The sequence below is a fragment of the Paenibacillus sp. FSL H7-0331 genome (assembly GCF_001956045.1).
This window is the reverse complement of sequence record NZ_MRTH01000038.1, coordinates 13744-37242: the sequence shown is the minus strand read 5'-3', so window position 1 is coordinate 37242 and position 23499 is coordinate 13744. Positions and strand designations below refer to the sequence as shown.

Genomic DNA, 23499 nt, shown 5'->3' with positions numbered 1-23499 from the left:
GAGGGTTCAGTTAGGTGTGGGGGTCATGAGATTAGCCAAAGCCAACCATACAGCCCGATTAACGTAATCAATAGTGTAGGAATCGTAAGGATAATACCGATTTTAAAATAGTAGCCCCATGTGATGGTCACACCTTTTCGAGCCAGTACATGCAGCCATAACAGCGTAGCCAATGAACCGATGGGTGTAATTTTGGGGCCCAGATCGGAACCGATCACGTTGGCATAAATTAAAGCTTCGCGAATAACCCCTCCTGTGTTCGTTCCTTTGATTGCCAGCGCATCGATCATCACTGTCGGCAGGTTGTTCATCATAGATGACAACAGGGCCGCGATAAATCCCATACCCAGTGTAGCCGCAAGTAATCCTTGATCCGCAATCGCCTGGATGAGTGCTCCCAATTGATCTGTGAGACCTGCATTGCGCAGACCGTAGACGACAACATACATCCCGATGGAGAACACAACGACAGACCACGGAGCCTGCTGAATGACCCGCTTGGTGTCAATCGCCGGACTTCGATGAGCAGCAATAACAAATGAAATAGCGGCAATGCCGGCAATGATCGAGACGGGCACATGGAGAAATTCACTGAGCAGATAACCGAACAGAAGCACCGCCAGAATGATCCAGGATATACGAAACAGGCGGATATCTTTGATTGCTTCACGGGGTTGCTTCAACTGTTGTGCATCGTAATGTTTGGGAATACCTTTGCGAAATACCAGATATAGCACAAGTGTACTCGCAGCTAGTGAAAAGAAATTAGGAACGATCATCCGGCTTGCATATTCCACAAAGCCAATGCCAAAATAATCAGCCGAGACGATGTTAACCAGATTGCTTACGACCAGAGGCAATGAGGTGGTGTCTGCGATAAATCCGCTGGCCATAATGAACGGCAGAATCATCCGATCCTCGAATTTCAGCGCCCGGACCATGGCAAGCACGATAGGGGTCAGGATCAGTGCGGCCCCATCATTAGCGAACAATGCAGACACAGCAGCCCCGAGCAGAACCACGTACACGAACATGACCATACCGTTGCCTTTGGCCATCCGCACAACATGCAGCGCTGCCCATTCGAAGAAACCAATCTCATCGAGAATAATAGAGAAGAGAATAATTCCGACAAAAGCGAGCGTAGCATTCCACACGATTAGTGTTACATCCCTCACGTCCATGAAGCTGACGACTCCGCACAGCAGCGCAAGGACAGCTCCTCCTACAGCAGACCACCCGATGCTTAGCCCCTTAGGCTGCCAGATGATAAAAACCAGGGTAACCACAAAAATAAGAAAAGCTGTGTAAACCATACCAACCTCCTGAGCTTAAGTGCAGCACTCATTATCTTCACATACCAGCGGCTTGAGCTGTTTTTTCTGTGAAGGGATATGCTTAAGAATTTCGGACACATAAGACTTGTCTTGAATATATAACGAATAGTAAACCCGTTGACCTTTTATCGTCTCCTTGACTAGACGCCATCTTGTAATCTGTGCATATGCTGACTGATGTTGGACGGGCTGGATTACAAAATTTCGACAATTTTCTACAATAATCATTTATCATTTTCGCATACTCAACTTCATTTGTGAATCAGAATATAAGCATTTATTTTTCTTGTTTCGCTGTGATCTATTTAACAGCGTTTGTTACCCTGGAGTAGTAAATTATAGTCATGGAGAACAAATAAACCTAAGCAGTGAACTAAGAATCAAATGAATGTCATTCACTACAAATTAGGAGATGGATAAGATGATGAAATGGATGAGGGAAAATGTCTACGCGGCGGGAATTTTTTGTTTGCTTCGGATTTATCTGGGCTGGGAATGGGCGACAGCAGGCTTTCATAAGCTGACAGGAGGGTTTGATGCTACCGGTTTTATCAAAGGGGCTGTGACCAAGCCGGTAATCGATAAGGCGACCAATGAGCTGATTTATCCGACCTTTACAGCATTTCTTGAACATTTTGCACTGCCGAATGCAGCGGTATTTAATGTGGTGATCCCTATAGGGGAGCTGCTGGTCGGATTGGGACTTATCGTTGGTGCGCTTACGACGGCAGCTGCATTTTTCGGGCTGCTCATGAACTTTATGTTTATGTTTGCAGGCACCGTTAGCACCAACCCGTGGTTAATCTTGCTTGGTGGGGTTATTTTTATGGCTGGCACGAATGCAGGACGGTTCGGTATTGACCATTACCTGGCACCAGTGGCACGTAAGCTCATAAACAAATACAAAAAAGACAAACCGGTTCATCCGGCAGCGGGCGGTACCCACAAACGAGCGCATGCTTAACTGCACATGGTTAAATGGACATACAAGAGCTGGAGTACAGTCGAGCTTAGCTGTGCTTCCAGCCTCTTTGTATAAGCGGGCCACCATCGAAAGGAGAGGATGGATATGCTGTCAGGAATTATTTTGGCAGGCGGAGACAGCTTGCGTATGGGCGGTGAAAATAAAAGCTTGCTGATCCTGGAGAAGGAAGCCTTGATTCTGCGCCAGATCCGAATCATGCGGGAGTTGTGCAATGAAGTCATTATTGTGACTAACACACCGAAGCTTTTCCTACGACTGGTTGATACCTCGGTGAGAATCATTACAGATTATATACCGGGAAAAGGGCCATTAAGCGGAATGCACGCCGGTCTTACGTTATCCCGTAACCAAAGCGCCTGGGTAGTAGGATGCGATATGCCATTTCTATCACCTGCTGCGGCTGAACTGATGCTGCGCAAAAAAAAGAGAGGATTGGACGCAATCATCCCCTGGTTACAAGGTGTCATGCATCCTCTGCATGCTATTTATGACAGGGACTGTGCGGGGCACATTTGGACATTATTGAAACACCAGGATACAGAATTATCCTCTTTGAGGAAGGGCTTATTATGGCAGGAAGCAGTTGAGTCCGAGTTCCAATCAGATGGCATCGATTGCAGCTTTGTGACCACGATTAAGACAAGGGATGATTACTTTCTTGCGCAACAGCATCTGGAGAAGACTAAGGTGCGGTCCGGATAAATATACATGATAGTAAAAGTGAAAAGCGAAACTTCATGACAGAACCCAAAGATCATGCTTACGATGCTGGTTTTCGCTAAAGTGAAAACCTAAAGATTATGCTTACGATGTCGGTTTCACTAAAGTGAAACCCTAAAGATTATGCTTACGATGCTGGTTTTCGCTAAAGCGAAAACCTTAGGAGGAATCAACAATGAACATGTATCAAAAGACGCGAGTAGAGATGACTAAGGCACCGATGACAGCCATATCGGAAGGGCTGGAGCGATTGAAGCAAGAGCATGGGGAGTTCAAGCAGGTTTTAATGGAAATGGAAAAACAAGCGAAGCAGGTTGAGTCCGCACCTGAGCGCTTTGGAGCACTGCAGTCGCTGCTGAATTTAAGACTATGGGCACTCGCATTTCGGGAAGAGCTTGAGCGGCATTCCAATTGGGAGGAGCTTGAGCTGTTTCCTTTCCTGACTTCTTATATAGAGCGTAAAATGTCTCCCTCCATACTGCCTTCCTTCTGGTCGTTAGAGAAAGATCATGAGCTGGCTGATGAGCATATGCAGGCCTTCCTGAGGTCGGTTCATTTGCTAAAGGCAAATCCGGAGGCTATGGGCTACAATCAGGCCGCTGCCTATCTGATTCAAGCTTGTCACATTTTGCAGGAGCATTTGGCTAAGGAAGAACAGCTTGTTTTTCCTTTGACCCAGCAGGTTCTGGACGATATCAATGGAGCGGCAGCCAACCATTAATTGCTATTGAATTGGTAAAAATATGTCGAAAAATAAAATAAATATGTAATTAATTGTTAAATAATTCCGAATGGTCGTTTAAAGAATTTGAAATTTGGGTAAAGGTTGTGCTACTCTGTTAAAAAAAGGCCGAATCCAGTTCATCACAAGAGCTGGTACGGGGGATTCTTTACATGGGGTGAATGTTCGTCTGTCTCGAACTAGGGAAAACCTCTTCCCGAATCCGTCAACTAACCTCGAAGGCCGCAGGAGGAACAACTTGATATTATTACGGAAGAAGTTTATTTGGTTTTTCGCTTTTTTTACGTTTGGTCTGTTGGCTGTTATGCATGCAGGAACTGCTCAGGCAGCGTCAGATGAGGTCAGGATACAAATTAATGATTACCTAGTGACCTTCCCTGACGCCAAGCCCTACATCGATGGCAGCAATAATTTGCAGGTGCCTCTAAGACTGCTGATTGAACAATTGGGATACCAGATGGAATGGAGCAAGAATGAACAGGCGATACAGGTTACGCTGAGCAGCAAGCAGCAGAAGGTCGTATTGCAAACGGGAGATCGTCAAGTGCTTGTGAATGGAAAGACCGTTACCTTGGAATCACCTCCGTTGTTGTCTCAGCAAACGGTGTATGTACCTTTCCGATTCGTATCGGAAACGTTTGGCTATCAAATTCAGTGGGATGCGGTCAACAAGCTTGCGATCATAGATGCGGATGGTCTGTATCATGCTCCGGTCTGGTACGCGCCTAAGCCCAAGGCATCGATCCTGCAATCCGCATATAACTATTTGGGTGTTCCTTATGTGTGGGGAGGCAGCTCGCCGAATGGATTTGATTGCTCAGGATATGTGGGCTATATTTTTCAGCTAAGCGGAGTTCAATTGCCCAGAACATCCGCAGAAATGTACAGTTCGGCAGGCACTCGGGTTATGGATATTCAAGAAGGTGACCTGGTGTTTTTTGCTGAAGGGCGAAGAACCTCTCATGTAGGTATTTATATTGGCAATGATCAATTCATCTCGGCCACTTCCTATGGTGGTGTCACGGTTGCCAGCTTGAACAGCGGTTATTGGGGTTCCAGATACATAGGGGCAAAACGGCTGTAGCAGAGGCAGCAATCATATCGAATTATTCAGACCTGCCGAAAGGCGGGTCTTTTGTGTTAATATCAGACTATATAGTTTTCAACGGAGCCGAACAGAGTTCAAGAAAAGCATCCTCTACGACATGAATGCAGCCTTATAGGAATAAGCATAGATTCAGTTGGTTTTTAGTCTGAATGTAAAAGAGGCGAGTGCGTTGTTCAATAAACTGCAAGGGAACGCCCGCGGATGTTTAATTTATGAGCCGATGTTCATAGTCCCTTATAGCCTATATCTCACCTATGCTTCCATATACATGCTGGAGCTTGGAATTACGGAGACCGAAATTGGGCTGGTGACTTCACTTGGGCTGGTGCTGCAAATATTCACTTCATTAATCAGCGGCTATTTAACGGATCGCATGGGACGCAAGCGAGCACTGTTGATCTATGATTTGGTTAGCTGGAGTGTGGCTACGCTGCTGTGGATGACAGCCCAGAACGTCTGGTTTTTTGTGATAGCGGCAGCGTTCAACAGCTTTCAAAAGGTACCCAATACCGCGTGGTACTGTTTGCTCGTTGAAGGGACACATCCTAAGGATCGTGCTTATATTTTCTCAACACTGCAATTTATTAGTGTGGCAAGTGGATTGCTCGCACCGCTGGGAGGACTTCTGGTAGAGCGTTACACATTGATTTCTGCCGAGCGTATGATGTATGGATTAGCCTTTGTCAGCATGACGGCGATGTTTATTTGCCGCCACTTTGCGACCTATGAGACCGAAATCGGGATCAGGAAAATGAAGGAGCATGCCTCTTTTCAATGGAAAGCGCTTTTACAGGAGTACATAGGTGTATTGAGGGCGATTGTCGCGAACAAGGCGCTTCTGCTCGTATTCGGTATTTATGTACTGTATCAATTTCAGCTGACGATGCGCAACACGTATTTATCGATTTATCTGGTGCAGTCGCTGCAATTCGATGCGGTTTGGATTGCCTGGCTGCCTGCTGTGACGTCCGTAGCGACTTTACTGCTGCTGTTCTTCTATATACCAAGATTAAATCGGGATCGCATGAATACGTATATGTTGGTCGGCCTGTTCATTTGCACGGCAGCTTATATTATACAGATTGTGACGCCGCCTGGCGCAGTCATGCCGATCCTGTTCAGCACGGTGCTCACGGCAGCAGGCAGTATTATTGTGTACCCGAACTTGGAGGCAGCTGTACAGAATGCTATTGATGATGATAAGCGAGCAAGTATTTTTTCGATTTTATCTGTATTGATTCTGATCTTTATTTCACCCGCAGGTTTGATTGGCGGTTGGACCTATTCGATCGATCCGAGGCTTCCTTTTATCCTTATCATCGCCGCATTTATATGGAGTGCCGTCCTGATGCTGCTGTATATCCAACAAACCGGGAAATCTGCCAACATGGAGAATACAAGAAAAGAAGGATAAGCAGGAAATATGTCAATTAATGCCGAATATCTTGTGGACACCAAATAAAAGATTTTGATTGATCTGGCGAGTATTGTATACTTGTTGGTAACATGACACGGGGGTTGAACTTACAATGAGTCAAGACGTCAACGGCTTGGGCCGTCATTATTTACAAGCAGAGTCCTATGGTGCTTCTGCATTCTGTTTTTATCGTGCAATACTTGAGGATCCTAACAATGGCAACGCTTGGAATGGACTTGTGCTTTCACTTAGCTTAATGCGTCGTGAAAACGATGCGCAGACGATTTTGGCCCGATTTGCCCGACACCCACTGCCTTATGACAAGGATATGGTGACTTTTGCCTTGATGATGTATCAGCAAAGCCCATTAGCGATGTCGGAGTGGGTACGTGCGATGTCGATAAGGTTTGGCGTCAATGCCCAGGAGCGGGAAGCTTTTACACAAATGGCTGAGGATTTGGAGCTTAATTACACTGATTTGGTATCACGCCATGGGGAAGAGGTATTAAAGGAGCAGGGTATGTTCAGCCTGGAAGAGTTTGCGGATCGCAAGATCGAGCTAGACTGGTTGATGTCAGAGCCGATTGACACGGTATACGGAGTGATTCAAACATGGCTGGAGGACCCGGAATCGGTGTTATCCGCGGTTAGAATGCTATGTATGATGCCGGATGTGCGTAGTGAAAAGCTGCTGCGCAGAGTATGCCGCAATGAAGAAGTGGATGGCAAAACAAGAACCCATGCGCTGCTCGCACTTCGGTGGCTCGGTGTACGAGGCAACGCCCGCATACATAAGATGGAAGAATCGTTCGTTATCAATCTGGACAATCCTGTACCTGAATTAACGGTATCGGTTCCAACTGCTTACAAACCTGTCCTGGACCGAATGAAGCTTTGGATTGCGAAGCAGCAGGGTGTCGTAACGGAAGAGGAGTATGAACAACACGCTTCTACGGACGAAGTGGATCTTCCAGCCGAGCTCGCTGACAAGCTGGAGCAAGCGGACGTTCCAAGTGTTCTTCAAGAGGTAGTGCATGCCCTGATTCGATCCGCCTACGATCAATATTATCCACTCGTTCCCGGTATTCGCGGAACCCGTCAATGGAGCATAGCGCTGCTTATGCTTATGAAGGACTATGCGGTAGGTGTCATGAACGCATGGCCTTATGGCGAGATCGAAAAGGATGAGACGGCAGTATTACATCGCAATTGGATCATCAGCGCAAGCCGTGATTTTTATGATAATATCGAAATTGCCAGAAAGCTGCGCGAAAGCCAGCTTGGATAAGCCCAGTCAAATACGAAAGCACATGACTAAGAACCTTCATCTGAAGGTTCTTTTTAAGTTGTGTTCCCACCGCCCCGTCTCATCCATGGAACACGACTTCAACAACGGCTGGAACCCCATACCCATACCAACGCACCAAAGTATGGGTTTAGTCAAGTACTTGCCTCTGACTTTCATTCGATGCAAAAAAAGCCTTATCCCCAAACAATTTCGGGATAAAGCCTTCGAATGGGAAATACACACCTATGTCATGCCTGAAATGATCAACGTGCTGGCAAGGGGTTTCCATAAGGATACGTATAGTTCAATTCCTCGTCAAACGTGATGTAGTCCAGATTGACCATTAATAGCAAATAACGCATTCCTGTTTTGGGATCACTGATGATGATATGATCTCGTCCGGCTGCTTCCAGTCTGCCTTTGAATATTTTGGCATTCCATTCACTGTTGTTCTCGTAGGTCATGTAGATTGTGGCTGTCTTGCCAAGGTTTAATCGTAAAATATTCTCGATAAAGGACTGTTCCAGAGGCAGCAGGCCGGGTACAGTTGGCGCCCCTTGTGACGGAGCGGTAGGCGCACCGGGGATGTAGGAACCGCTGGGTCCGGCAGGGGGGAACTGGCCCATCTGGTTTTGTGATGTCCCCATAGGCACTTGAACATATCCAGGATAACCGGTGTACGGTGTTGTGCCGCTTCGATATGGATAGTTAATCATTAACGTATTCCTCCTTCATATGGCTCATGCCTCTTCTATATTTATAAGTATTATAACGGCTTGGACGATTAGTACTAGTTGACGAAAAAAAACATGCTTTTTGAGACAGCCTGTATCACAGTTCGGCTGTATTTGAGACTGCAGCAGCAAGAAAAGAGCCAACGCCCACCTGTAATAGAAGGTGAATGTTGGCTCCTTACTCACATTATTTTGGAAATCAAAATGTTTAGAAATTGAAATTATCCGGATCAGGCCCGAAGCGATGATTCTCGTTCAAGGCATCGAGCAGAGCAGAGTCCTCGGCCGATAAAGTGAAATCAAAGATCGCCGCATTTTCCTGGATTCGTTTGGGATTGATGGATTTGGGAATTACGACGATTCCATGCTGAAGTCCCCAACGAAGAATGATTTGCGCCGCAGATTTGTTGTACTTGTCAGCGAGCTTGGCAAGCACGGGAATATCCAGATTCCCTTGCATTAATGGGCTCCAGGCTTCAACCTGAATCTTATGAGACTGGCAGAAGCTGCGCAGCTCCAGCTGAGTTAGACGGGGATGCAGCTCGATTTGGTTGACCATCGGGACAATTTCGCTCCCCTTGATGACGTCCTCCAAATGATGCACCTGGAAGTTACTTACACCTATGGCTCTGACAGCGCCGTCTTTATAGAGCTTCTCCATGGCACGCCAGGTGTCTTTATATTTGCCTTTTACCGGCCAGTGAATCAGGTATAGATCGATTACATCCAGACCGAGTTTTTTGCGGCTTTCATCAAATGCTTGTAGAGTAGAGTCATAGCCTTGCGAGGCGTTCCAGACTTTAGTGGTAATGAACAGCTCTTCACGTGCGATTCCGCTTTCCTTGATACCAATGCCGACACCATCCTCGTTGCCATAGGCTGCTGCTGTATCGATGCTGCGATAACCTGCTTGAATAGAGGACTTCACGGCATTAATGACCTCGTCGCCATCCTTGGTTTTCCAAACGCCCAAGCCTAGAACCGGCATTTTGATTCCATTATGTAACTCTACGCTCTCCGTAATAGATACAGTCATCGTATTCATTCCCTCCAAGAGTTTTGTTCGCTAAGCAGAATCTTATTTTCTGAATCTTCTGCCGGTTCCCATTATAACACTGTGCACTGTGAATGGAAAATTCTATTGTGACCCAAGTGCCCACTGAAAATATGGATAAAAGGCAAAAGAAAAACAGCTCGCATGTGCCGCGGCTGTAATTTTTTTCTGTATGAGTTAGACGGCAAGATGTTTCTTTACCTGCTCCTCGCTGAGTGTAGAGGAGTTTCCTTCGGCGACGATTACACCTTTATCCAGAACGTAATAGTAATCAGCAATGCTTGTGGCAAAAGAAAGGCTTTGTTCGACGAGAAGCACCGACATTTGTTTGCTTGCTTTGATCGTTTCGATGACGTGTTCAATTTCCATAACGATCGAAGGCTGAATACCCTCCATGGGTTCGTCGAGCAGCAGCAGCTCAGGTTCAGACACTAAGGCTCGTGCGATGGATAGCTGCTGCTGCTGCCCTCCACTCAGGTCTCCACCCTTACGGCGTATCATTTCCTTGAGTACAGGAAACATTTCATATACGTTGTCAGGTACCTTGCTCCTGCGTATACGGCTTGCTTCCAGACCGAGCATCAGGTTCTCCTCTACGGTCAGCTGTGGAAAAATATCGCGTCCTTGAGGGACGTAGCCGATGCCACTTTTGGCTCTTCGATCCGGAGGGAATGGAGTCATATCCTTCGGCCCATAATGGATCGATCCTTTTTTGGGTTTGATAAGGCCCATAATGGTCTTCATTAATGTTGTTTTGCCTACGCCATTACGACCCATCAGGCAGATCACTTGCCCAGGCTCTACCTTCATCGTAACGTTCCGCAGTATCATGCTTTCCCCGTAACCCGCCTCCAGTTCATGTATATTCAGCATTATCGCTCACCCCGCCTTCCCAAATAAACCTCGGCAACCTTATCATCATTTTGAACTTCCTGCATCGTACCTTCGCAAAGTACAGAGCCTTCATGCATGACCGTAACGGTTTTGGCAAATTGTCGGACAAAGTCCATGTCATGCTCGACGACGATAATGGTTTGTTGATCGCTGATCTTGTGCAGCAGCTCACCTGTTTTCTCGGTCTCACTGTCTGTCATTCCGGCGGCTGGCTCATCAAGCAGCAGAAGTTCAGGCTGCTGAATGAGCAGCATCCCGATCTCCAGCCACTGCTTCTCACCATGGGAGAGTGAGCCTGCTTTATCCTTGGACTTTTTCTCCAGTCCGATCATATGCAAGTAATATTTCATGCGTTCGCGCTGCTCGACAGTCGTTTGAGCAATAAGTGAACTGAGCAGACCGCGTTTTTGTCGCATGGACAAAAGCAGATTTTCCAATACCGTTAACGTAACGAAGATGGAGGGAGCCTGGAATTTACGCCCAATTCCAAGCTGCGCGATCTGGTGCTCCTGATGTTTAGTCAGATCCACGTGGTTGCGAAACAATACTTTCCCTTTTGAAGGCTTAACCTTGCCGCATAAAACGTCAAGCAATGTCGTTTTGCCGGCGCCGTTGGGTCCGATCAGGAAACGCAGCTCACCGGATGAGAGAGAGAAGTCTAGTCCACGAATGGCTTTGAAGCCATCGAAATCTACCTCTAACTGTTCAATACGGACCAATTCGCCAGCTGTTTCTTTTCTTGGTGATGTTTCCATCCTGGGAACAACCTCCTTAGAGTTTTTTTACTTGGTCGTGCGAGCGGGCTCTTTATCGCTTTGCAGCTCTGTATATTTGGCCAAGGAAGATGATGATTTCAGCAGATTCGATTTTTTGAACGGATATAAGCCCCATTTTTCACAATAGTCTTGAATGGTACCGACAAGTCCTTTTGGGAAAAAGAGTACGGCAACAATGAACATCGTACCGAGAATAATCGGCCACCACTCAGGATAAGCTTCGCTGAAAGAGGTTTTCGCCGAGTTGGTAATCACAGCACCGAGTACAGCACCGTATACCGTGCCACGTCCTCCAATAGCTACCCACAGCACCATTTCAATCGATGGAACGATGCCCATCTGGGCCGGGGAGACGATGCCTTCCTGTAAGACAAACAGGATGCCTGCCAATCCGGAAAGAGCGGCGGAAAAGCAGTAAATGAACACTTTGTACGTAACCGGATTGTACCCGATAAAGCGTACACGGTTCTCGGCATCACGAATGGCGACGAGAATTTTGCCAAGACGACTGGAGACCATCCATTGACACAGAATCAGAGTTCCGATGACGACGAAGGCGGTAATGTAGTAAAAAATCAATTTTGTCGATGGCTCACCAACATTCATCCCGAGAAACGTTTCAAAGTTGGTTAAGCCGTTCGTCCCTCCGGTATAGCCTTGTTGACCGACAAACAATGTAACGGTAATGATAACAAGAGCTTGTGAGAGAATAGCGAAAAAAGAGCCTTTAATTCGATTGCGAAAGGTCAAATATCCAAGGACGAACGCTACGGCTACAGGAACCAAAATCGCGAGTAATAGAGTAATTCCAGCCGATTGAAAAGGCGCCCAGAACCACGGAAGCTGATCAACTCCGCTCCACGACATGAAGTCAGGAAGCTCTCCATGCGAAGCAACGAGCTTCAAGTGCATCGCCATACAATAAGCTCCAAGTCCAAAATAAACACCGTGCCCTAAACTAAGAATGCCCGTGTAGCCCCAAATCAGATCAAGCCCCATGGCGATAATGGCGTAGCACAGAAATTTGCCCAAGAGTGAGAGTCTGAACTCTGATAAAAACATCGGCGCCGCCAGCATCACGGCGAGCAGGATGACGGTAAATACAATTTTCATCTTCGTGTTGGTGATGGCCATTTTATCAACTCCTAAGAGTTTTGCGTAGCAAAACTGACTTCGTAAGCATTTATTTATTTCCTCTTAAAATCCAGTGAATAAAGAGCGGAGAGTCCAAATGATCCTGTAGAAGCGTCAGCGTTCGCCTTTGTTTCCGTACTTTTTACCGCTAAATATCTTATAAAATCAAAAAATACGGAAACAACAGCGATCGGAAGGATATTTGGACACGCAGCGGCACTTATTCACCGAATCCTCTAATCCAAAGCCCGCGATTTCATCGTAACCAGACCTGAAGGCTTCCATTGCAGGAATGCAATAATAAGGGTGAAGACAATAACCTTGCCTAAGGTAGCGCTGGTTGTATACTCGAATACGGTGCTAAGCACACCGATGCCCAGAGCGCCGGCAATGGTACTAATGATTTTGCCGATACCACCAAGAACAACAACCATAAAGGCGTCGACAATATAATAGGTGCCGATTGTAGGTCCTATAGGTCCGACCAAGGTGAGTGCGCAGCCGGCGATCCCCGCCATACCGGAGCCAAAAGCAAACGCCTGACCGTCGATGCGGCGTGTGGAGATCCCGAGGCAGGAAGCCATACTACGATTTTGCATAACGGCCTGCATATTGCGTCCGCCGCGACTGTGGTACTGATACAAATAAATAATGGTAATGCAGACGATAACAAGCCCGATGATGAACAATCTTTTGTATGGAAGCATCAGGTCCGTACCGAGTGCAAGACCGCCTTCGAGCCATTCAGGAGCCTTGACAGCCACGTTAGGAGCACCAAAAATCTGCCTTGCCAGCTGCTGCAGGACGAGGCTGACGCCCCAGGTTGCGAGCAGGCTGTCGAGTGGTCTGCCGTACAGAAAACGAATGAGCGTCACTTCGAGCAGCCAACCAATTACAAACGCCACACCAAAGGCAACAAAGATCGAAATGATAAAATACCAGCCGAACGCTGATGCAGGCACATATTTCTGAAAGATTTGCTGGATCGTATAAGCCATATAGGCGCCAATCATGATAAACTCCCCATGGGCCATATTAATGACATTCATAAGTCCGAACGTAATCGCGAGTCCGAGTGCAATGAGCAAGAGAATGGAGCTTAAGCTAATACCGTTAAAAAGTTGGAGCAGTAACAAGCCCATCGGAGTCAGCCTCCCTTATAAAATGCAGGACTGCCCTAAGCGGGCAGTCCTAATTTAGAATGTCGTACCCGGTTAATCCACGGATGGAGCATGTTTCATTATTTCTTGGTCACCTCTGCGCCCCATGGGTAAGTTTTAAGGAATGGATCAGGTTTGACAGGCTTGCCGGAGTTCCATACTTCTTTAAATTGTCCGTCAGCTTGAACCTGACCGATTCGAACAGTTTTGTATACGTGCTGATTGTCGCCATCGATCATGACTTTACCGCCAGGAGCATTGAATTCAAGACCTTTAGCTGCTGTCTTTACTTTTTCCACATCGAAGGAGCCCGCTTTTTTCACAGCTTCAGCCCATAAATAAACACCAAAGTAACCTGCTTCAATCGGATCGTCGGTCACGCGGTCTTTGCCGTATTTGGCTTTGTAGGCTTCAACGAATTTTTTGTTCTCCGGTGTATCGGTTGTTTGATAATAGTTCCATGCTGCATAGTGCCCTTCCAATACAGAAGCGCCGATGCCGCGAATTTCTTCTTCGGCGATACTGACCGATAACGTAGTCAAATCCTTGGCGCTGATACCGGCATCCTTCAATTGTTTGAAGAAAGCTACGTTGCTATCACCATTCAGGGTATTGAAAATGACGTCGGGTTTATCTTTTTTGATTTTGCTAATAATTGTATTGTAGTCGGTATGTCCGAGTGGAGTGTACTCTTCGGCAACCGTTTCGCCGCCTTCAGCTTTCAGCTGTTCCTTGATGATTTTGTTGGCAGTTCTTGGGAAGACGTAGTCAGAGCCTAAGAGGAAAAACTTCTTGCCCTTGTTTTGCAGCAGCCAGGTTACTGCGGGTACGATTTGCTGGTTAGTCGTTGCACCTGTGTAGAAGATGTAAGGGGATGATTCCAAGCCTTCATATTGAACCGGATAGAAGAAAAGTCCTTTGTTTTGTTCAACGACAGGAAGTACGGCCTTACGACTGGAGGAGGTCCAGCCTCCGAAAATAACGGCTGCTTTGTCTTTTTGCAGTAATTTTTTCGTTTTCTCTGCGAATGTCGGCCAATCGGATGCCCCATCCTCGACAATCGGTTTTAATTGTTTTCCAAGTACGCCCCCAGCTTTGTTAATCTCTTCAATCGCCATCATTTCCGCATCTTTAACGGATACTTCACTGATGGACATCGTTCCTGTGAGTGAATGTAGAATGCCTACAGGGATCGCTTCATCTTTACCTGCTTCCGGTTTGGCTTCGGCCGTTGTAGTTGCCGCTGGAGCTGCTGCCGGCTGTGTCTGAGTAGCACATCCTGCCAGTAATACGGTGAGCGACATACTTACTGCCATTAAAACGTTGATCCCTTTTCTTTTTGCCAACATTCCATCCACTCCTTTTAAATATACTGAATGTGATGAATACTAACATGTAACATGATTTCTGATCTGAAACCAGAATTTTTTCTGTCTAATCGATGCAATTGATGTTAGTTCACGTTTATCATGATAATTTAAATGTAATATATATGTCAATATAAATAACATAAAATAACTTGAATAAATTGGATAAATTATCTTACATAATTCGACTTTTTCGCTAAAACGGCTCGTAAAAACCGTTGAAATACGGAAGATTGATCATTGAGTACATAAGAAAATGGATGTTGATGATTTACAGCAGATTAGATTGCGAATATAATAAACGTATTAAATGTTAATTATTCGCCTTTATCATGTTATGTTATTTGCCACATCGAGGTTTTGTGTGAAGGAGGTTCACCTGGAATGCATTTAACGGAAAGAGAAAAGGAAAAGCTGCTGATAACGGTAGCGGCAGATCTTGCCCGAAGGCGGTTGAATCGGGGTCTTAAATTGAATTATCCAGAGAGCATAGCTTTGATTACATCGGAAATTATGGAAGGTGCCCGAGACGGAATGACCGTTGCGGAGCTGATGCAATTTGGTACGAAGGTATTGAAAGTGGACCAAGTGATGGAAGGTGTCCCTGAAATGATCCATGAGGTACAGGTAGAAGCAACCTTTCCCGATGGGACCAAGCTTGTTACGGTGCATCAGCCTATTGGTCATGGTTAAGGCTGTACCTTTTAATGATGAAGGAACACAATTAACTCCAATTCAACCATTCTGATTTTCTGATAAAGGAGCGAACTGCCATGATTCCTGGTGAATATCGCATCAAGGCGGGCGAGATTGAATTGAATAAAGGAAAACGTACGATACGTATATTGGTAACGAATATGGGAGATCGGCCGATTCAGGTTGGTTCGCATTTTCATTTTTTTGAGGTGAACCGCGGGCTTCATTTTGACAGAGAGGCTGCCTTCGGTATGCGACTCAGTATCGCTGCGGGCACGGCTGTACGCTTTGAACCCGGGGAGGAGAAACCGGTGGAGCTTGTTGAATTAGGCGGAGCGAAGCTGTCCTTTGGACTCAATCATTTATCTCAGGGCGAAGCTGCGCATGGGCAGATGACGGAGGCGACTAAGCAGCGATTGGATATATGGAAGGAGGGTCCGGTCTTGTATGGCAAAGATGGATCGTAAGGCTTATGCACAAATGTTCGGCCCGACTACAGGCGATGCCGTTCGTTTGGCGGATACGCAGCTATGGGCAGAGATTGAGCAGGACTACACCGTTTATGGAGAAGAATGCAAGTTTGGCGGCGGCAAGGTTATACGCGATGGGATGGGCCAGTCCAGTCGTCATACGAGGGATCAGGGCGTTCTGGATACATTGATTACCAATGCGATTATTATAGATCATTGGGGAATTGTTAAAGCGGATATCGGGATTAAGGACGGTATTATAGTAGGAATAGGTAAAGCGGGCAATCCCGATCTGATGGATGGCGTACAACCTAATATGATCGTTGGTGCAGGAACGGAAGTCATCGCCGGTGAAGGCAAGATCATAACGGCCGGTGGTATTGATACTCATATTCATTATATATGTCCACAGCAAATAGAAACCGCGCTCTCTTCCGGCGTTACGACGATGATCGGTGGTGGTACAGGTCCGGCTGCAGGAACAAGCGCGACTACTTGTACACCAGGTGTATGGCATATGCACCGGATGCTGGAGGCGGCGGAGGCTTTTCCGATGAACCTGGGCTTTACGGGGAAAGGAAATGCATCATTTCCAGAACCGCTTATCGAGCAGGTAGAGGCAGGAGCGATTGGACTGAAGCTTCATGAGGATTGGGGAACGACTCCGGCTGCGATTGATACGTGCTTGCAGGTGGCGGATCAGTACGATGTGCAGGTGGCGATCCACACGGATACACTGAACGAGTCCGGTTTTGTGGAAGACACGCTGGCTGCTATCGGCGGAAGAACGATTCACACTTATCATACTGAAGGCGCGGGTGGAGGGCATGCACCGGATATTATTAGAGCTTCCGCTGAGCTGAACGTGCTTCCATCCTCCACTAATCCGACCCGACCTTACACGGTGAACACAATCGAAGAGCATCTCGATATGCTGATGGTATGTCATCATCTGGATAGTCGAATCCCTGAGGATGTAGCTTTTGCTGACTCCAGAATTCGTCCGGAAACGATTGCTGCCGAGGATATATTGCATGATTTGGGTGTGTTCAGCATGCTGAGCTCCGATTCGCAAGCGATGGGACGGATTGGGGAAGTGATTATAAGAACGTGGCAGACGGCAGATAAAATGAAGCAGCAGCGTGGATATTTACCTGCTCCGGATGAACTGCCGCAGCAAGCTGGCGTTACTGCGGACGATCAGGATAATTTTCGTATTAAGCGCTATATTGCCAAATATACGATCAACCCGGCAATTACACATGGCGTTTCTCATTTGATAGGTTCAGTGGAAGTAGGCAAGCTGGCTGATCTTGTACTCTGGAATCCGATGTTTTTTGGTGTGAAGCCGGAAACTGTATTGAAGGGCGGGATGATCGCCTATGCGCAGATGGGGGACCCCAATGCTTCGATTCCAACACCACAGCCGGTCATGAGTCGTCCGATGTTCGGTGCTTATGGGCGTGCGTTGAATCAATGTATTACCTTTGTTTCTCAGGCGGCCTTCGACCTTGGTGTTCACACACAGCTGGGACTGCAAAAAAGGATAGAGCCTGTGAAAAATTGCCGGTCTATCACCAAAAAAGATATGATCCATAATGGAGAGACACCTCGGATTGATGTAAATCCTGAAACCTATGAGGTCAAGGTGGATGGAGCTGCTATCACATGCGAGCCAGCCAAGGTTTTGCCGATGGCACAGCGTTATTTTTTATTCTAGAATTCCGGTGAATAAGTCTCGCTGCACGGCCAAATATCCTTCCGATCGCTGTTGAAATCGTGAAATGGGATGAGATTAAGCGGTTTATTCACGATTTCAAAGGCGAACGCTTACGCTTCTCCAGGATCATTTGGCCGCTCCGCTCGTTCTTCACCGGACTTCTGATAAGCAGCAGGCATACGAAGTGAATTTTCTGCGAAAATAGGCAGATGCTTACGAAGTAAGTTTTGCTACGCAAAACTCTTAGGATGGTGATCTCTTGCAGCAGGCACAACCGCCCATGACCAATTGGCTCTTCTATGTGCAGCTTCTGGATTCTGCCCTGCCAATCGGCGGATTTTCCCATTCCTTCGGGCTGGAATCCCTTGTGCAAAATGGCAGGGTGCACACGTCCGCTCACCTGAAGGAGTATGTGGAAACGATGCTTGTTCAGAGCTGGGCTCCCATCGATGCGCTCGCGGTCAAGGCGGTATATATGTATACGCCTCAGGAGCAGTGGGAAAAGCTGTGGAAGATTGATCAGATGCAGCATGTGCAGCGGACATCATTGGAAACTCGCGAAGGTGTAGTGAAAATGGGACGCAGGCTGCAGCAGCTGGGACTATCGATTTACCCGGAGCTTCCGTGGAGTCAGCTCCAGGAAGCAATCCGCCAGCAGAAGTGCTTTGGCACACACCCGTTGATTCATGGCTGGCTGAGCTATCATTTACAGGTACCGTTGTCGATGGCGGCAGAAGGATATTTATATGCTTGCACCTTTACCTGCATCAATAGTGGCCTGCGGCTGATGTCCATTGGCCAAACCGAAGGTCAACGTTTGTTGGCTGAGATGCTGCCTGTTATAGCGGCGGCCTGGAAGAAAGCTGAGCATGGAGATCCGTTCGAGGATGGCTTTGGAAATACGCCAATGGCAGAAATGGCCATGATGCAGCACGAAAATTTATATTCCCGTTTATTTATGTCATAACTACAACTTTTAATAATTATAAATCAGGAGGAATGTCGTATGTGTCAAGGTGGAGCACATCATCATCATGAGTGGGAAGCGCCGGAGAAGGGTCATTTGGATCGTCCCATGCGGATAGGTATAGGGGGTCCTGTAGGATCAGGTAAAACCGCACTTGTGGAGAGGCTCGCGCGCAGATTGAACGATAAATACAGTATTGCTGTCATCACGAATGATATTTATACGAAGGAAGACGCCAATATTTTAATTCGTTCCGAGGCGTTAACTGCAGATCGTATTATCGGGGTAGAAACCGGAGGTTGTCCGCATACAGCGATCAGAGAAGATGCTTCGATGAACTTTGAGGCCATTGATGAGCTGGAGAAACGCTTTAACCATCTCGATATTATTTTTATCGAAAGTGGTGGTGACAATCTGGCTGCTGCATTCAGTCCGGAGCTGGTGGATCGCTTCATTTATATTATCGACGTAGCTCAAGGTGAGAAGATCCCGCGTAAAGGCGGCCCTGGTATTATCCGCTCGGATATGCTCATCATCAACAAAATCGACTTGGCTCCTTATGTAGGTGCAAGCTTGACGGTTATGGAAGAGGATACTCGCAAAATGCGCGGGGATCGCCCGTTTATTTTCTCCAACATGTTTGATGGTCATGGCGTTGACGCTATCGTAGAGTGGGTAGAGCAGGAATTCGATCATGCCTGAAATCACCGGCTGCATCACTGCTGCTTTTAAGGAGCGGGAGGGGCAGACGAGTATCAGCGATAAATACAACACCTACCCATTAAAAATTGCCAAGACGTTTGCTTTCGATTACGGTCAGCTTGGAGTGTATATGATGGATGCTTCTCCCGGTATTATGGCAGGTGACCGATATGAAATGAGTTGGCGGTTCGATGAACGCTCGAATGTGTATATGACGAACCAATCCTATACCAAGGTGCATCCAGCGCGCCCTGGGCAGGGGGACTCCGAATCGGTGCGCGCGAGTGAGCAGGTTCAATCTCTGACACTAGGACCGGATAGCTACGTGGAGTACATGCCCGAGCCCATGATGCTGTATAAGGATGCTGTATTGTATAGTCGGATGGATGTGCAGATGGAAGCAGGATCGACCTTGATTCTTAGCGACCTCATTTGTCCGGGGAGAACACAACGAGGCGAGCTTTTTCAATATGAGCATTATGAAAATCGTCTCAGCGTTACTTACGAGAATGAGCTCATTTATTGCAGTAAGCAGAGGATCGTACCTTCACAGCAGCGGCTGAACACAATCGGCAGTTGGGCTGAGTTTACTCATCTGGGGACACTTTATATATTCAATGAGCAGGTCGACGCAGCTTTTGTGGAAGCATTGAACTTATTTATGGAGCAACAGTTGGTAGCGGCCTCACTGGAATATGGCATCAGCCGTACGTACAAAAAAGGTGTGGTTCTATCCATTTTGGGGCACAAAGTATACGAAATTCAATCGTTACAGGAAGCTGCCTGGCAGTTCGTTCGTCAGCAGCTCTTTGGCAAAATGCCGCTACATGTACGCAAATAAGCAATTGATCATGCTGTGCAACTGGACGTTATTGGGTGCTATACCTTGGAATTTCAAAGGGTAGATGCTCAACAACGTCTTTTTCTTAATACAAAACAAGGAAGTGTTTGTAAAAGCTTCTCTAGTCAATAGTGCCAATTGTATCCATATGGCTTACTTAACATACATATAAGTTGACTATGTATATGGAATAAACTAAAATGAACTCATAAAAATAATTGCATGAGGATATGGAGATATGTTGTGAGTTTGACACAATCTATTAGTGACAAATCGAGATAAATAATGAATAATCATAAAGTAGAATCTACGATCGGATCGGATGATGAGATACTCACAAAGCTCGGTAGCTGACTGAGCGAATGGGGCCGCCTGTTGAGATACCTCGACAGGCTTTTACAATTTATTAATGAAAAAGAAGAGGAGCGGTTTTCGTTGACAGATATTAATTCGTTTCGCATTTTATTATATTACAAATTTGTTCAAATCCCAGAGCCGGAGTTGTTTGCAGCCGAGCATCTTGCATACTGCAAAAGCCTGGAGCTAAAGGGACGTATTATCGTCGCAGAAGAAGGCATTAACGGGACTGTATCGGGTACGATCGAACAAACCGAACAATATATGAAGGATATGCACAATCATCCGCTTTTTTCGGACATGGTTTTCAAAATTGACGAGGCCAGTGAGCATGCATTCAAAAAAATATTTGTCCGTCATAAAAAAGAGCTGGTTACACTAAGATACGAAGACCACCTGGATCCCAATGTTCTTAGTGGGAAACGTCTTTCTCCTAAAGAATTCCATGAACAGCTTCAAAAAGAAGATGTTATCGTCCTGGACGGTAGAAATAATTATGAATTCGATCTTGGGCATTTTCGCAATGCGATCAAGCCTGACGTCGAATCCTTCCGTGATTTTCCACAGTGGATTCGTGATAATCTGAAAGAGGCTAAGGATAAGCCCATTCTGACTTATTGCACAGGCGGAATCCGGTGTGAAAAGCTGACAGGATTATTAATGAATGAAGGGTTTAATGAAGTTTATCAATTGGATGGTGGAATTGTTACTTACGGAAAAGATCCCGAAGTTCAAGGGAAATTATTCGATGGCAAATGTTATGTATTTGACGATCGCGTCTCGGTCACCATTAATCGAACCGATGAGGACGTGATTGTGGGTGTTTGTCATCATTGCAACAAACCGACTGATACCTACATTAACTGTACGGATGATTTGTGCCATCACCAGCATCTTTGCTGTGATGAATGTCAAGAGATTTATAAGGGTTATTGTACCCCGGAATGTGAAAGTAATGACAAAGCAGTTACCAAACTCGGTTAAGCAAAAATACCTACAGGTTATTCCCGATCCTTGCTGGTTATCTTAATAGAAAATACAAGCCGATGGTTAACGCAACCGTCGGTTTTTCTATTCTGTATGTCTTGGAAATAGTGACAATCCGGCTACATATTTCGTCTGAAGATGCGACAATATTTTGAATTCGTGTCGTGCTTTATTGTCAAATGGATTTGAGGTTGATATGATAAGGATTGTAAAAGTTAAAGGGGAATGTCGCTGCAATTGCTTCATATAGAGTTTTCAATGAAAACTCAGAAGATGCTTACGAAGTTAGTTTTGCTAAAAGCAAAACTCAGAAGATGCTTACGAAGTCAGTTTTGCTAAAGCAAAACTCTAAGGAGGATACAATCAAGTGAAAGATCAACTCAGCGTTAACCTTACGGCCGATTCGTTACCTGCCGCATCGGAAGCGGAGCATGTGGACCAAGGCCCTGTGACCTGGAGGGATTTTGTACAGTTGGCCAAGCCGGGTATTATTTTTTCGAATTCGATCACAGCGTTCGGTGGCTTTTGGATAGCCTCTGGATGGCAGGTTAACTGGCTGCAATTGTTGTTTACTATGCTGGGAACTGCATTGGTGATGGGTTCGGGTTGTGTACTTAACAATTATTTGGATCGTGATATGGATACGAAGATGGCTCGTACGCAAAATCGTGCGCTGCCAAGTGGTAAGCTATCTCCTCAGGTCGTCATGTGGTATGGGATTATCCTGGGCGTGATTGGTGTATCCGGTCTGTGGTTGCTGGTTAATCCGTTAGCTGCATTATTGGGTATGATCGGATTGTTTGCTTATGTATGGATTTATACGGCATGGTTTAAACGTACTTCAGTATGGAGTACAGTAGTCGGCAGCTTTTCCGGTGCGATTCCTCCGGTTATCGGCTATTGCGCCGTTCGTCATGATATTGATGCGGGAGCGATTATTTTATTCGCGATTTTGTTCCTGTGGCAGCCTCCGCACTTTTGGGCGCTTGGCATTCGTCGTATGGAGGAGTATCGCGCAGCAGGGTTTCCGTTATTGCCTGTAGTTAAAGGTACCTATGTCACGAAGATCAGTATGATCCGCTATGTAGTACTGCTGGTGCCTGTTTCCATGCTGTTGTATGTATATGGTTACGTTAATGTCATTTACTTCTACGCGGCTATCGTAATGGGCCTATATTGGGCTTATCTCTGTATGAAGGGCTTCAAGAAAACCGAGGGCGAAGAAGAAGTGCTATGGGCCAAGAAAACATTTATTTATTCGATTAATTACTTGACACTGTTATTCATTATTATGGTCCTGACTACAGTGGCGAAATAAAAATAGCCCGCAATAACGATTGTAATGTAGCTTCAAGTCCCATGGCAGCATGGGATATTTTTTTTATCGAAAAGGATGGGAACACGGATGAACAACGCATTTTTACAAAAAAACGGCTTTAAGCTGATCGTTATTGTGCTTCTGCTGGCAATGATCGGTACATTGGGGTATATGGTTCTCAAAGGCAACAGCGCAAGCAGCAAAATGGAAGTCATGAAAAAAGCTCCTGATTTTAAGCTCGATAATATTGATGGCAAATCGATTAGCCTGGCAGAGCTGGCTGGACGCTCCAAGCTTGTATACTTTTTTTATTCCACTTGTCCTGATGTATGTCAGCCAACTACGTATAACCTGTCCAAGGTGCAGGATGCTTTGGTGAAAAAAGGCGTTTTTGGTGATAAAACGGCTATTGTATCGATTTCATTTGATCCAACCAAAGATACGACAGCACAGCTTCAGCAATTTTCCAAAAGCTTTCACGCTGATCCTAAGGGCTGGTATTTCCTGCGTGGTGATGAGGCAGCTACAATCGATCTTGCGCAAAAATACGGGGTTATGGTGGTCAAGGATCAACAAGGTCAATTTACGCACAGCAATCTGATTTTGCTTGTTGATAAAAAGGGAGATATGAGAAGGTACTATGCGGGTAACGACGCTGATCTGGATGTTGATAAAATCGCTCAGGACCTGATCGAATTAAGCAAGGAAGGATAGGTGTATACTAG

23 protein-coding genes and 1 riboswitch are annotated in these 23499 nt (G+C 46.1%); of the genes, 15 read left to right on the top strand and 8 right to left on the bottom strand.

Features of this window, described 5'->3' with window-relative positions:
- Positions 1-23: 23 nt before the first annotated feature.
- A complete protein-coding gene (locus tag BK127_RS33760) occupies positions 24-1316 on the bottom strand; it encodes an arsenic transporter (protein WP_076236522.1) in 1293 nt (430 codons plus the stop codon).
- Positions 1317-1758: 442 nt separating this feature from the next.
- On the opposite strand from BK127_RS33760, the gene BK127_RS33755 reads away from it, so the two are divergent.
- The 6 genes from BK127_RS33755 to BK127_RS33730 all read left to right on the top strand — a co-directional run bounded on the left by BK127_RS33755 (position 1759) and on the right by BK127_RS33730 (position 7597).
- Positions 1759-2301, top strand: a complete 543-nt coding sequence (locus BK127_RS33755) for a DoxX family protein (protein WP_076236519.1) — start codon at positions 1759-1761, stop codon at positions 2299-2301.
- Between the two features lie 105 nt (positions 2302-2406).
- Positions 2407-3024, top strand: coding sequence for a molybdenum cofactor guanylyltransferase (mobA, locus tag BK127_RS33750; protein WP_076236517.1), 618 nt, complete (start codon positions 2407-2409; stop codon positions 3022-3024).
- Between the two features lie 193 nt (positions 3025-3217).
- The gene (locus BK127_RS33745) at positions 3218-3763 is read left to right on the top strand and encodes a hemerythrin domain-containing protein (protein WP_083689803.1); all 546 of its coding nucleotides are present in this window, start codon (positions 3218-3220) and stop codon (positions 3761-3763) included.
- A gap of 117 nt (positions 3764-3880) precedes the next feature.
- A riboswitch (cyclic di-AMP (ydaO/yuaA leader) is annotated at positions 3881-4023 on the top strand.
- Entirely contained in the window at positions 4023-4868 is an 846-nt protein-coding gene (locus tag BK127_RS33740) for a C40 family peptidase (RefSeq protein ID WP_256711565.1), read from the top strand. Its footprint overlaps the riboswitch before it by 1 nt.
- 193 nt (positions 4869-5061) lie before the next feature.
- Positions 5062-6306 carry an MFS transporter gene (locus tag BK127_RS33735; protein WP_256711564.1) on the top strand — a complete coding sequence of 415 codons (1245 nt, stop codon included), beginning with the start codon at positions 5062-5064 and terminating at the stop codon, positions 6304-6306.
- A 115-nt stretch (positions 6307-6421) separates the two neighbouring features.
- Positions 6422-7597, top strand: a complete 1176-nt coding sequence (locus tag BK127_RS33730; RefSeq protein ID WP_076236514.1) for a hypothetical protein — start codon at positions 6422-6424, stop codon at positions 7595-7597.
- A 263-nt stretch (positions 7598-7860) separates the two neighbouring features.
- Here the strand turns inward: BK127_RS33730 and gerQ are convergent, their stop codons facing one another.
- The 7 genes from gerQ to urtA all read right to left on the bottom strand — a co-directional run bounded on the left by gerQ (position 7861) and on the right by urtA (position 14698).
- A complete protein-coding gene (gerQ, locus tag BK127_RS33725; RefSeq protein ID WP_076236512.1) occupies positions 7861-8313 on the bottom strand; it encodes a spore coat protein GerQ in 453 nt (150 codons plus the stop codon).
- A 226-nt stretch (positions 8314-8539) separates the two neighbouring features.
- On the bottom strand, positions 8540-9367 hold the full coding sequence (locus BK127_RS33720; RefSeq protein WP_076236510.1) for an aldo/keto reductase: 828 nt from the start codon (positions 9365-9367) through the stop codon (positions 8540-8542).
- 195 nt (positions 9368-9562) lie between these two features.
- Positions 9563-10258: an urea ABC transporter ATP-binding subunit UrtE gene (urtE, locus tag BK127_RS33715; RefSeq protein WP_076236508.1), complete on the bottom strand. Its 696-nt coding sequence runs from the start codon at positions 10256-10258 to the stop codon at positions 9563-9565.
- A complete protein-coding gene (gene urtD, locus BK127_RS33710; RefSeq protein ID WP_076236506.1) occupies positions 10258-11034 on the bottom strand; it encodes an urea ABC transporter ATP-binding protein UrtD in 777 nt (258 codons plus the stop codon). The genes urtE and urtD overlap by 1 nt, the downstream gene beginning before the upstream one ends.
- A 27-nt stretch (positions 11035-11061) precedes the next feature.
- Positions 11062-12189, bottom strand: a complete 1128-nt coding sequence (gene urtC, locus BK127_RS33705) for an urea ABC transporter permease subunit UrtC (RefSeq protein WP_076236504.1) — start codon at positions 12187-12189, stop codon at positions 11062-11064.
- Positions 12190-12425: 236 nt separating this feature from the next.
- On the bottom strand, positions 12426-13331 hold the full coding sequence (gene urtB, locus BK127_RS33700) for an urea ABC transporter permease subunit UrtB (RefSeq protein WP_076236502.1): 906 nt from the start codon (positions 13329-13331) through the stop codon (positions 12426-12428).
- A gap of 98 nt (positions 13332-13429) precedes the next feature.
- Complete coding sequence (urtA, locus tag BK127_RS33695) at positions 13430-14698, bottom strand: urea ABC transporter substrate-binding protein (RefSeq protein ID WP_076236500.1); 1269 nt, start codon at positions 14696-14698, stop codon at positions 13430-13432.
- A gap of 402 nt (positions 14699-15100) precedes the next feature.
- Between urtA and BK127_RS33690 the strand changes: the two genes are divergently transcribed.
- From BK127_RS33690 to BK127_RS33650, 9 genes are all read left to right on the top strand, one after another.
- Positions 15101-15409, top strand: a complete 309-nt coding sequence (locus BK127_RS33690; protein ID WP_076236498.1) for an urease subunit gamma — start codon at positions 15101-15103, stop codon at positions 15407-15409.
- An 80-nt stretch (positions 15410-15489) separates the two neighbouring features.
- Positions 15490-15879: an urease subunit beta gene (locus tag BK127_RS33685; protein ID WP_076236495.1), complete on the top strand. Its 390-nt coding sequence runs from the start codon at positions 15490-15492 to the stop codon at positions 15877-15879.
- Positions 15860-17602: an urease subunit alpha gene (gene ureC, locus BK127_RS33680; protein ID WP_083689802.1), complete on the top strand. Its 1743-nt coding sequence runs from the start codon at positions 15860-15862 to the stop codon at positions 17600-17602. The genes BK127_RS33685 and ureC overlap by 20 nt, the downstream gene beginning before the upstream one ends.
- Before the next feature lie 280 nt (positions 17603-17882).
- Complete coding sequence (locus tag BK127_RS33675) at positions 17883-18569, top strand: urease accessory protein UreF (protein WP_076236619.1); 687 nt, start codon at positions 17883-17885, stop codon at positions 18567-18569.
- Positions 18570-18608: 39 nt separating this feature from the next.
- Positions 18609-19271 carry an urease accessory protein UreG gene (gene ureG, locus BK127_RS33670; RefSeq protein ID WP_076236493.1) on the top strand — a complete coding sequence of 221 codons (663 nt, stop codon included), beginning with the start codon at positions 18609-18611 and terminating at the stop codon, positions 19269-19271.
- Complete coding sequence (locus tag BK127_RS33665; RefSeq protein ID WP_076236491.1) at positions 19264-20112, top strand: urease accessory protein UreD; 849 nt, start codon at positions 19264-19266, stop codon at positions 20110-20112. Before ureG ends, BK127_RS33665 begins: the two co-directional genes overlap by 8 nt.
- Positions 20113-20547: 435 nt before the next feature.
- A complete protein-coding gene (trhO, locus tag BK127_RS33660) occupies positions 20548-21453 on the top strand; it encodes an oxygen-dependent tRNA uridine(34) hydroxylase TrhO (RefSeq protein WP_076236489.1) in 906 nt (301 codons plus the stop codon).
- A gap of 370 nt (positions 21454-21823) precedes the next feature.
- Positions 21824-22774 carry a heme o synthase gene (gene cyoE / locus BK127_RS33655; RefSeq protein ID WP_076236487.1) on the top strand — a complete coding sequence of 317 codons (951 nt, stop codon included), beginning with the start codon at positions 21824-21826 and terminating at the stop codon, positions 22772-22774.
- 87 nt (positions 22775-22861) lie between these two features.
- Complete coding sequence (locus BK127_RS33650; protein ID WP_076236485.1) at positions 22862-23488, top strand: SCO family protein; 627 nt, start codon at positions 22862-22864, stop codon at positions 23486-23488.
- Positions 23489-23499: the final 11 nt, after the last annotated feature.

Excerpts from the sequence above, each read along its gene's own strand:
- BK127_RS33760 (WP_076236522.1), bottom strand. The coding sequence starts at position 1,316 with ATGGTTTACACAGCTTTTCTTATTTTTGTGGTTACCCTGGTTTTTATC.
- BK127_RS33755 (WP_076236519.1), top strand. The coding sequence starts at position 1,759 with ATGATGAAATGGATGAGGGAAAATGTCTACGCGGCGGGAATTTTTTGT.
- mobA (WP_076236517.1), top strand. The coding sequence starts at position 2,407 with ATGCTGTCAGGAATTATTTTGGCAGGCGGAGACAGCTTGCGTATGGGC.
- BK127_RS33745 (WP_083689803.1), top strand. The coding sequence starts at position 3,218 with ATGAACATGTATCAAAAGACGCGAGTAGAGATGACTAAGGCACCGATG.
- BK127_RS33730 (WP_076236514.1), top strand. The coding sequence starts at position 6,422 with ATGAGTCAAGACGTCAACGGCTTGGGCCGTCATTATTTACAAGCAGAG.
- gerQ (WP_076236512.1), bottom strand. The coding sequence starts at position 8,313 with ATGATTAACTATCCATATCGAAGCGGCACAACACCGTACACCGGTTAT.
- BK127_RS33720 (WP_076236510.1), bottom strand. The coding sequence starts at position 9,367 with ATGACTGTATCTATTACGGAGAGCGTAGAGTTACATAATGGAATCAAA.
- urtE (WP_076236508.1), bottom strand. The coding sequence starts at position 10,258 with ATGCTGAATATACATGAACTGGAGGCGGGTTACGGGGAAAGCATGATA.
- urtD (WP_076236506.1), bottom strand. The coding sequence starts at position 11,034 with ATGGAAACATCACCAAGAAAAGAAACAGCTGGCGAATTGGTCCGTATT.
- urtC (WP_076236504.1), bottom strand. The coding sequence starts at position 12,189 with ATGGCCATCACCAACACGAAGATGAAAATTGTATTTACCGTCATCCTG.
- urtB (WP_076236502.1), bottom strand. The coding sequence starts at position 13,331 with ATGGGCTTGTTACTGCTCCAACTTTTTAACGGTATTAGCTTAAGCTCC.
- urtA (WP_076236500.1), bottom strand. The coding sequence starts at position 14,698 with ATGTTGGCAAAAAGAAAAGGGATCAACGTTTTAATGGCAGTAAGTATG.
- BK127_RS33690 (WP_076236498.1), top strand. The coding sequence starts at position 15,101 with ATGCATTTAACGGAAAGAGAAAAGGAAAAGCTGCTGATAACGGTAGCG.
- BK127_RS33685 (WP_076236495.1), top strand. The coding sequence starts at position 15,490 with ATGATTCCTGGTGAATATCGCATCAAGGCGGGCGAGATTGAATTGAAT.
- ureC (WP_083689802.1), top strand. The coding sequence starts at position 15,860 with ATGGCAAAGATGGATCGTAAGGCTTATGCACAAATGTTCGGCCCGACT.
- BK127_RS33675 (WP_076236619.1), top strand. The coding sequence starts at position 17,883 with ATGACCAATTGGCTCTTCTATGTGCAGCTTCTGGATTCTGCCCTGCCA.
- ureG (WP_076236493.1), top strand. The coding sequence starts at position 18,609 with ATGTGTCAAGGTGGAGCACATCATCATCATGAGTGGGAAGCGCCGGAG.
- BK127_RS33665 (WP_076236491.1), top strand. The coding sequence starts at position 19,264 with ATGCCTGAAATCACCGGCTGCATCACTGCTGCTTTTAAGGAGCGGGAG.
- BK127_RS33650 (WP_076236485.1), top strand. The coding sequence starts at position 22,862 with ATGAACAACGCATTTTTACAAAAAAACGGCTTTAAGCTGATCGTTATT.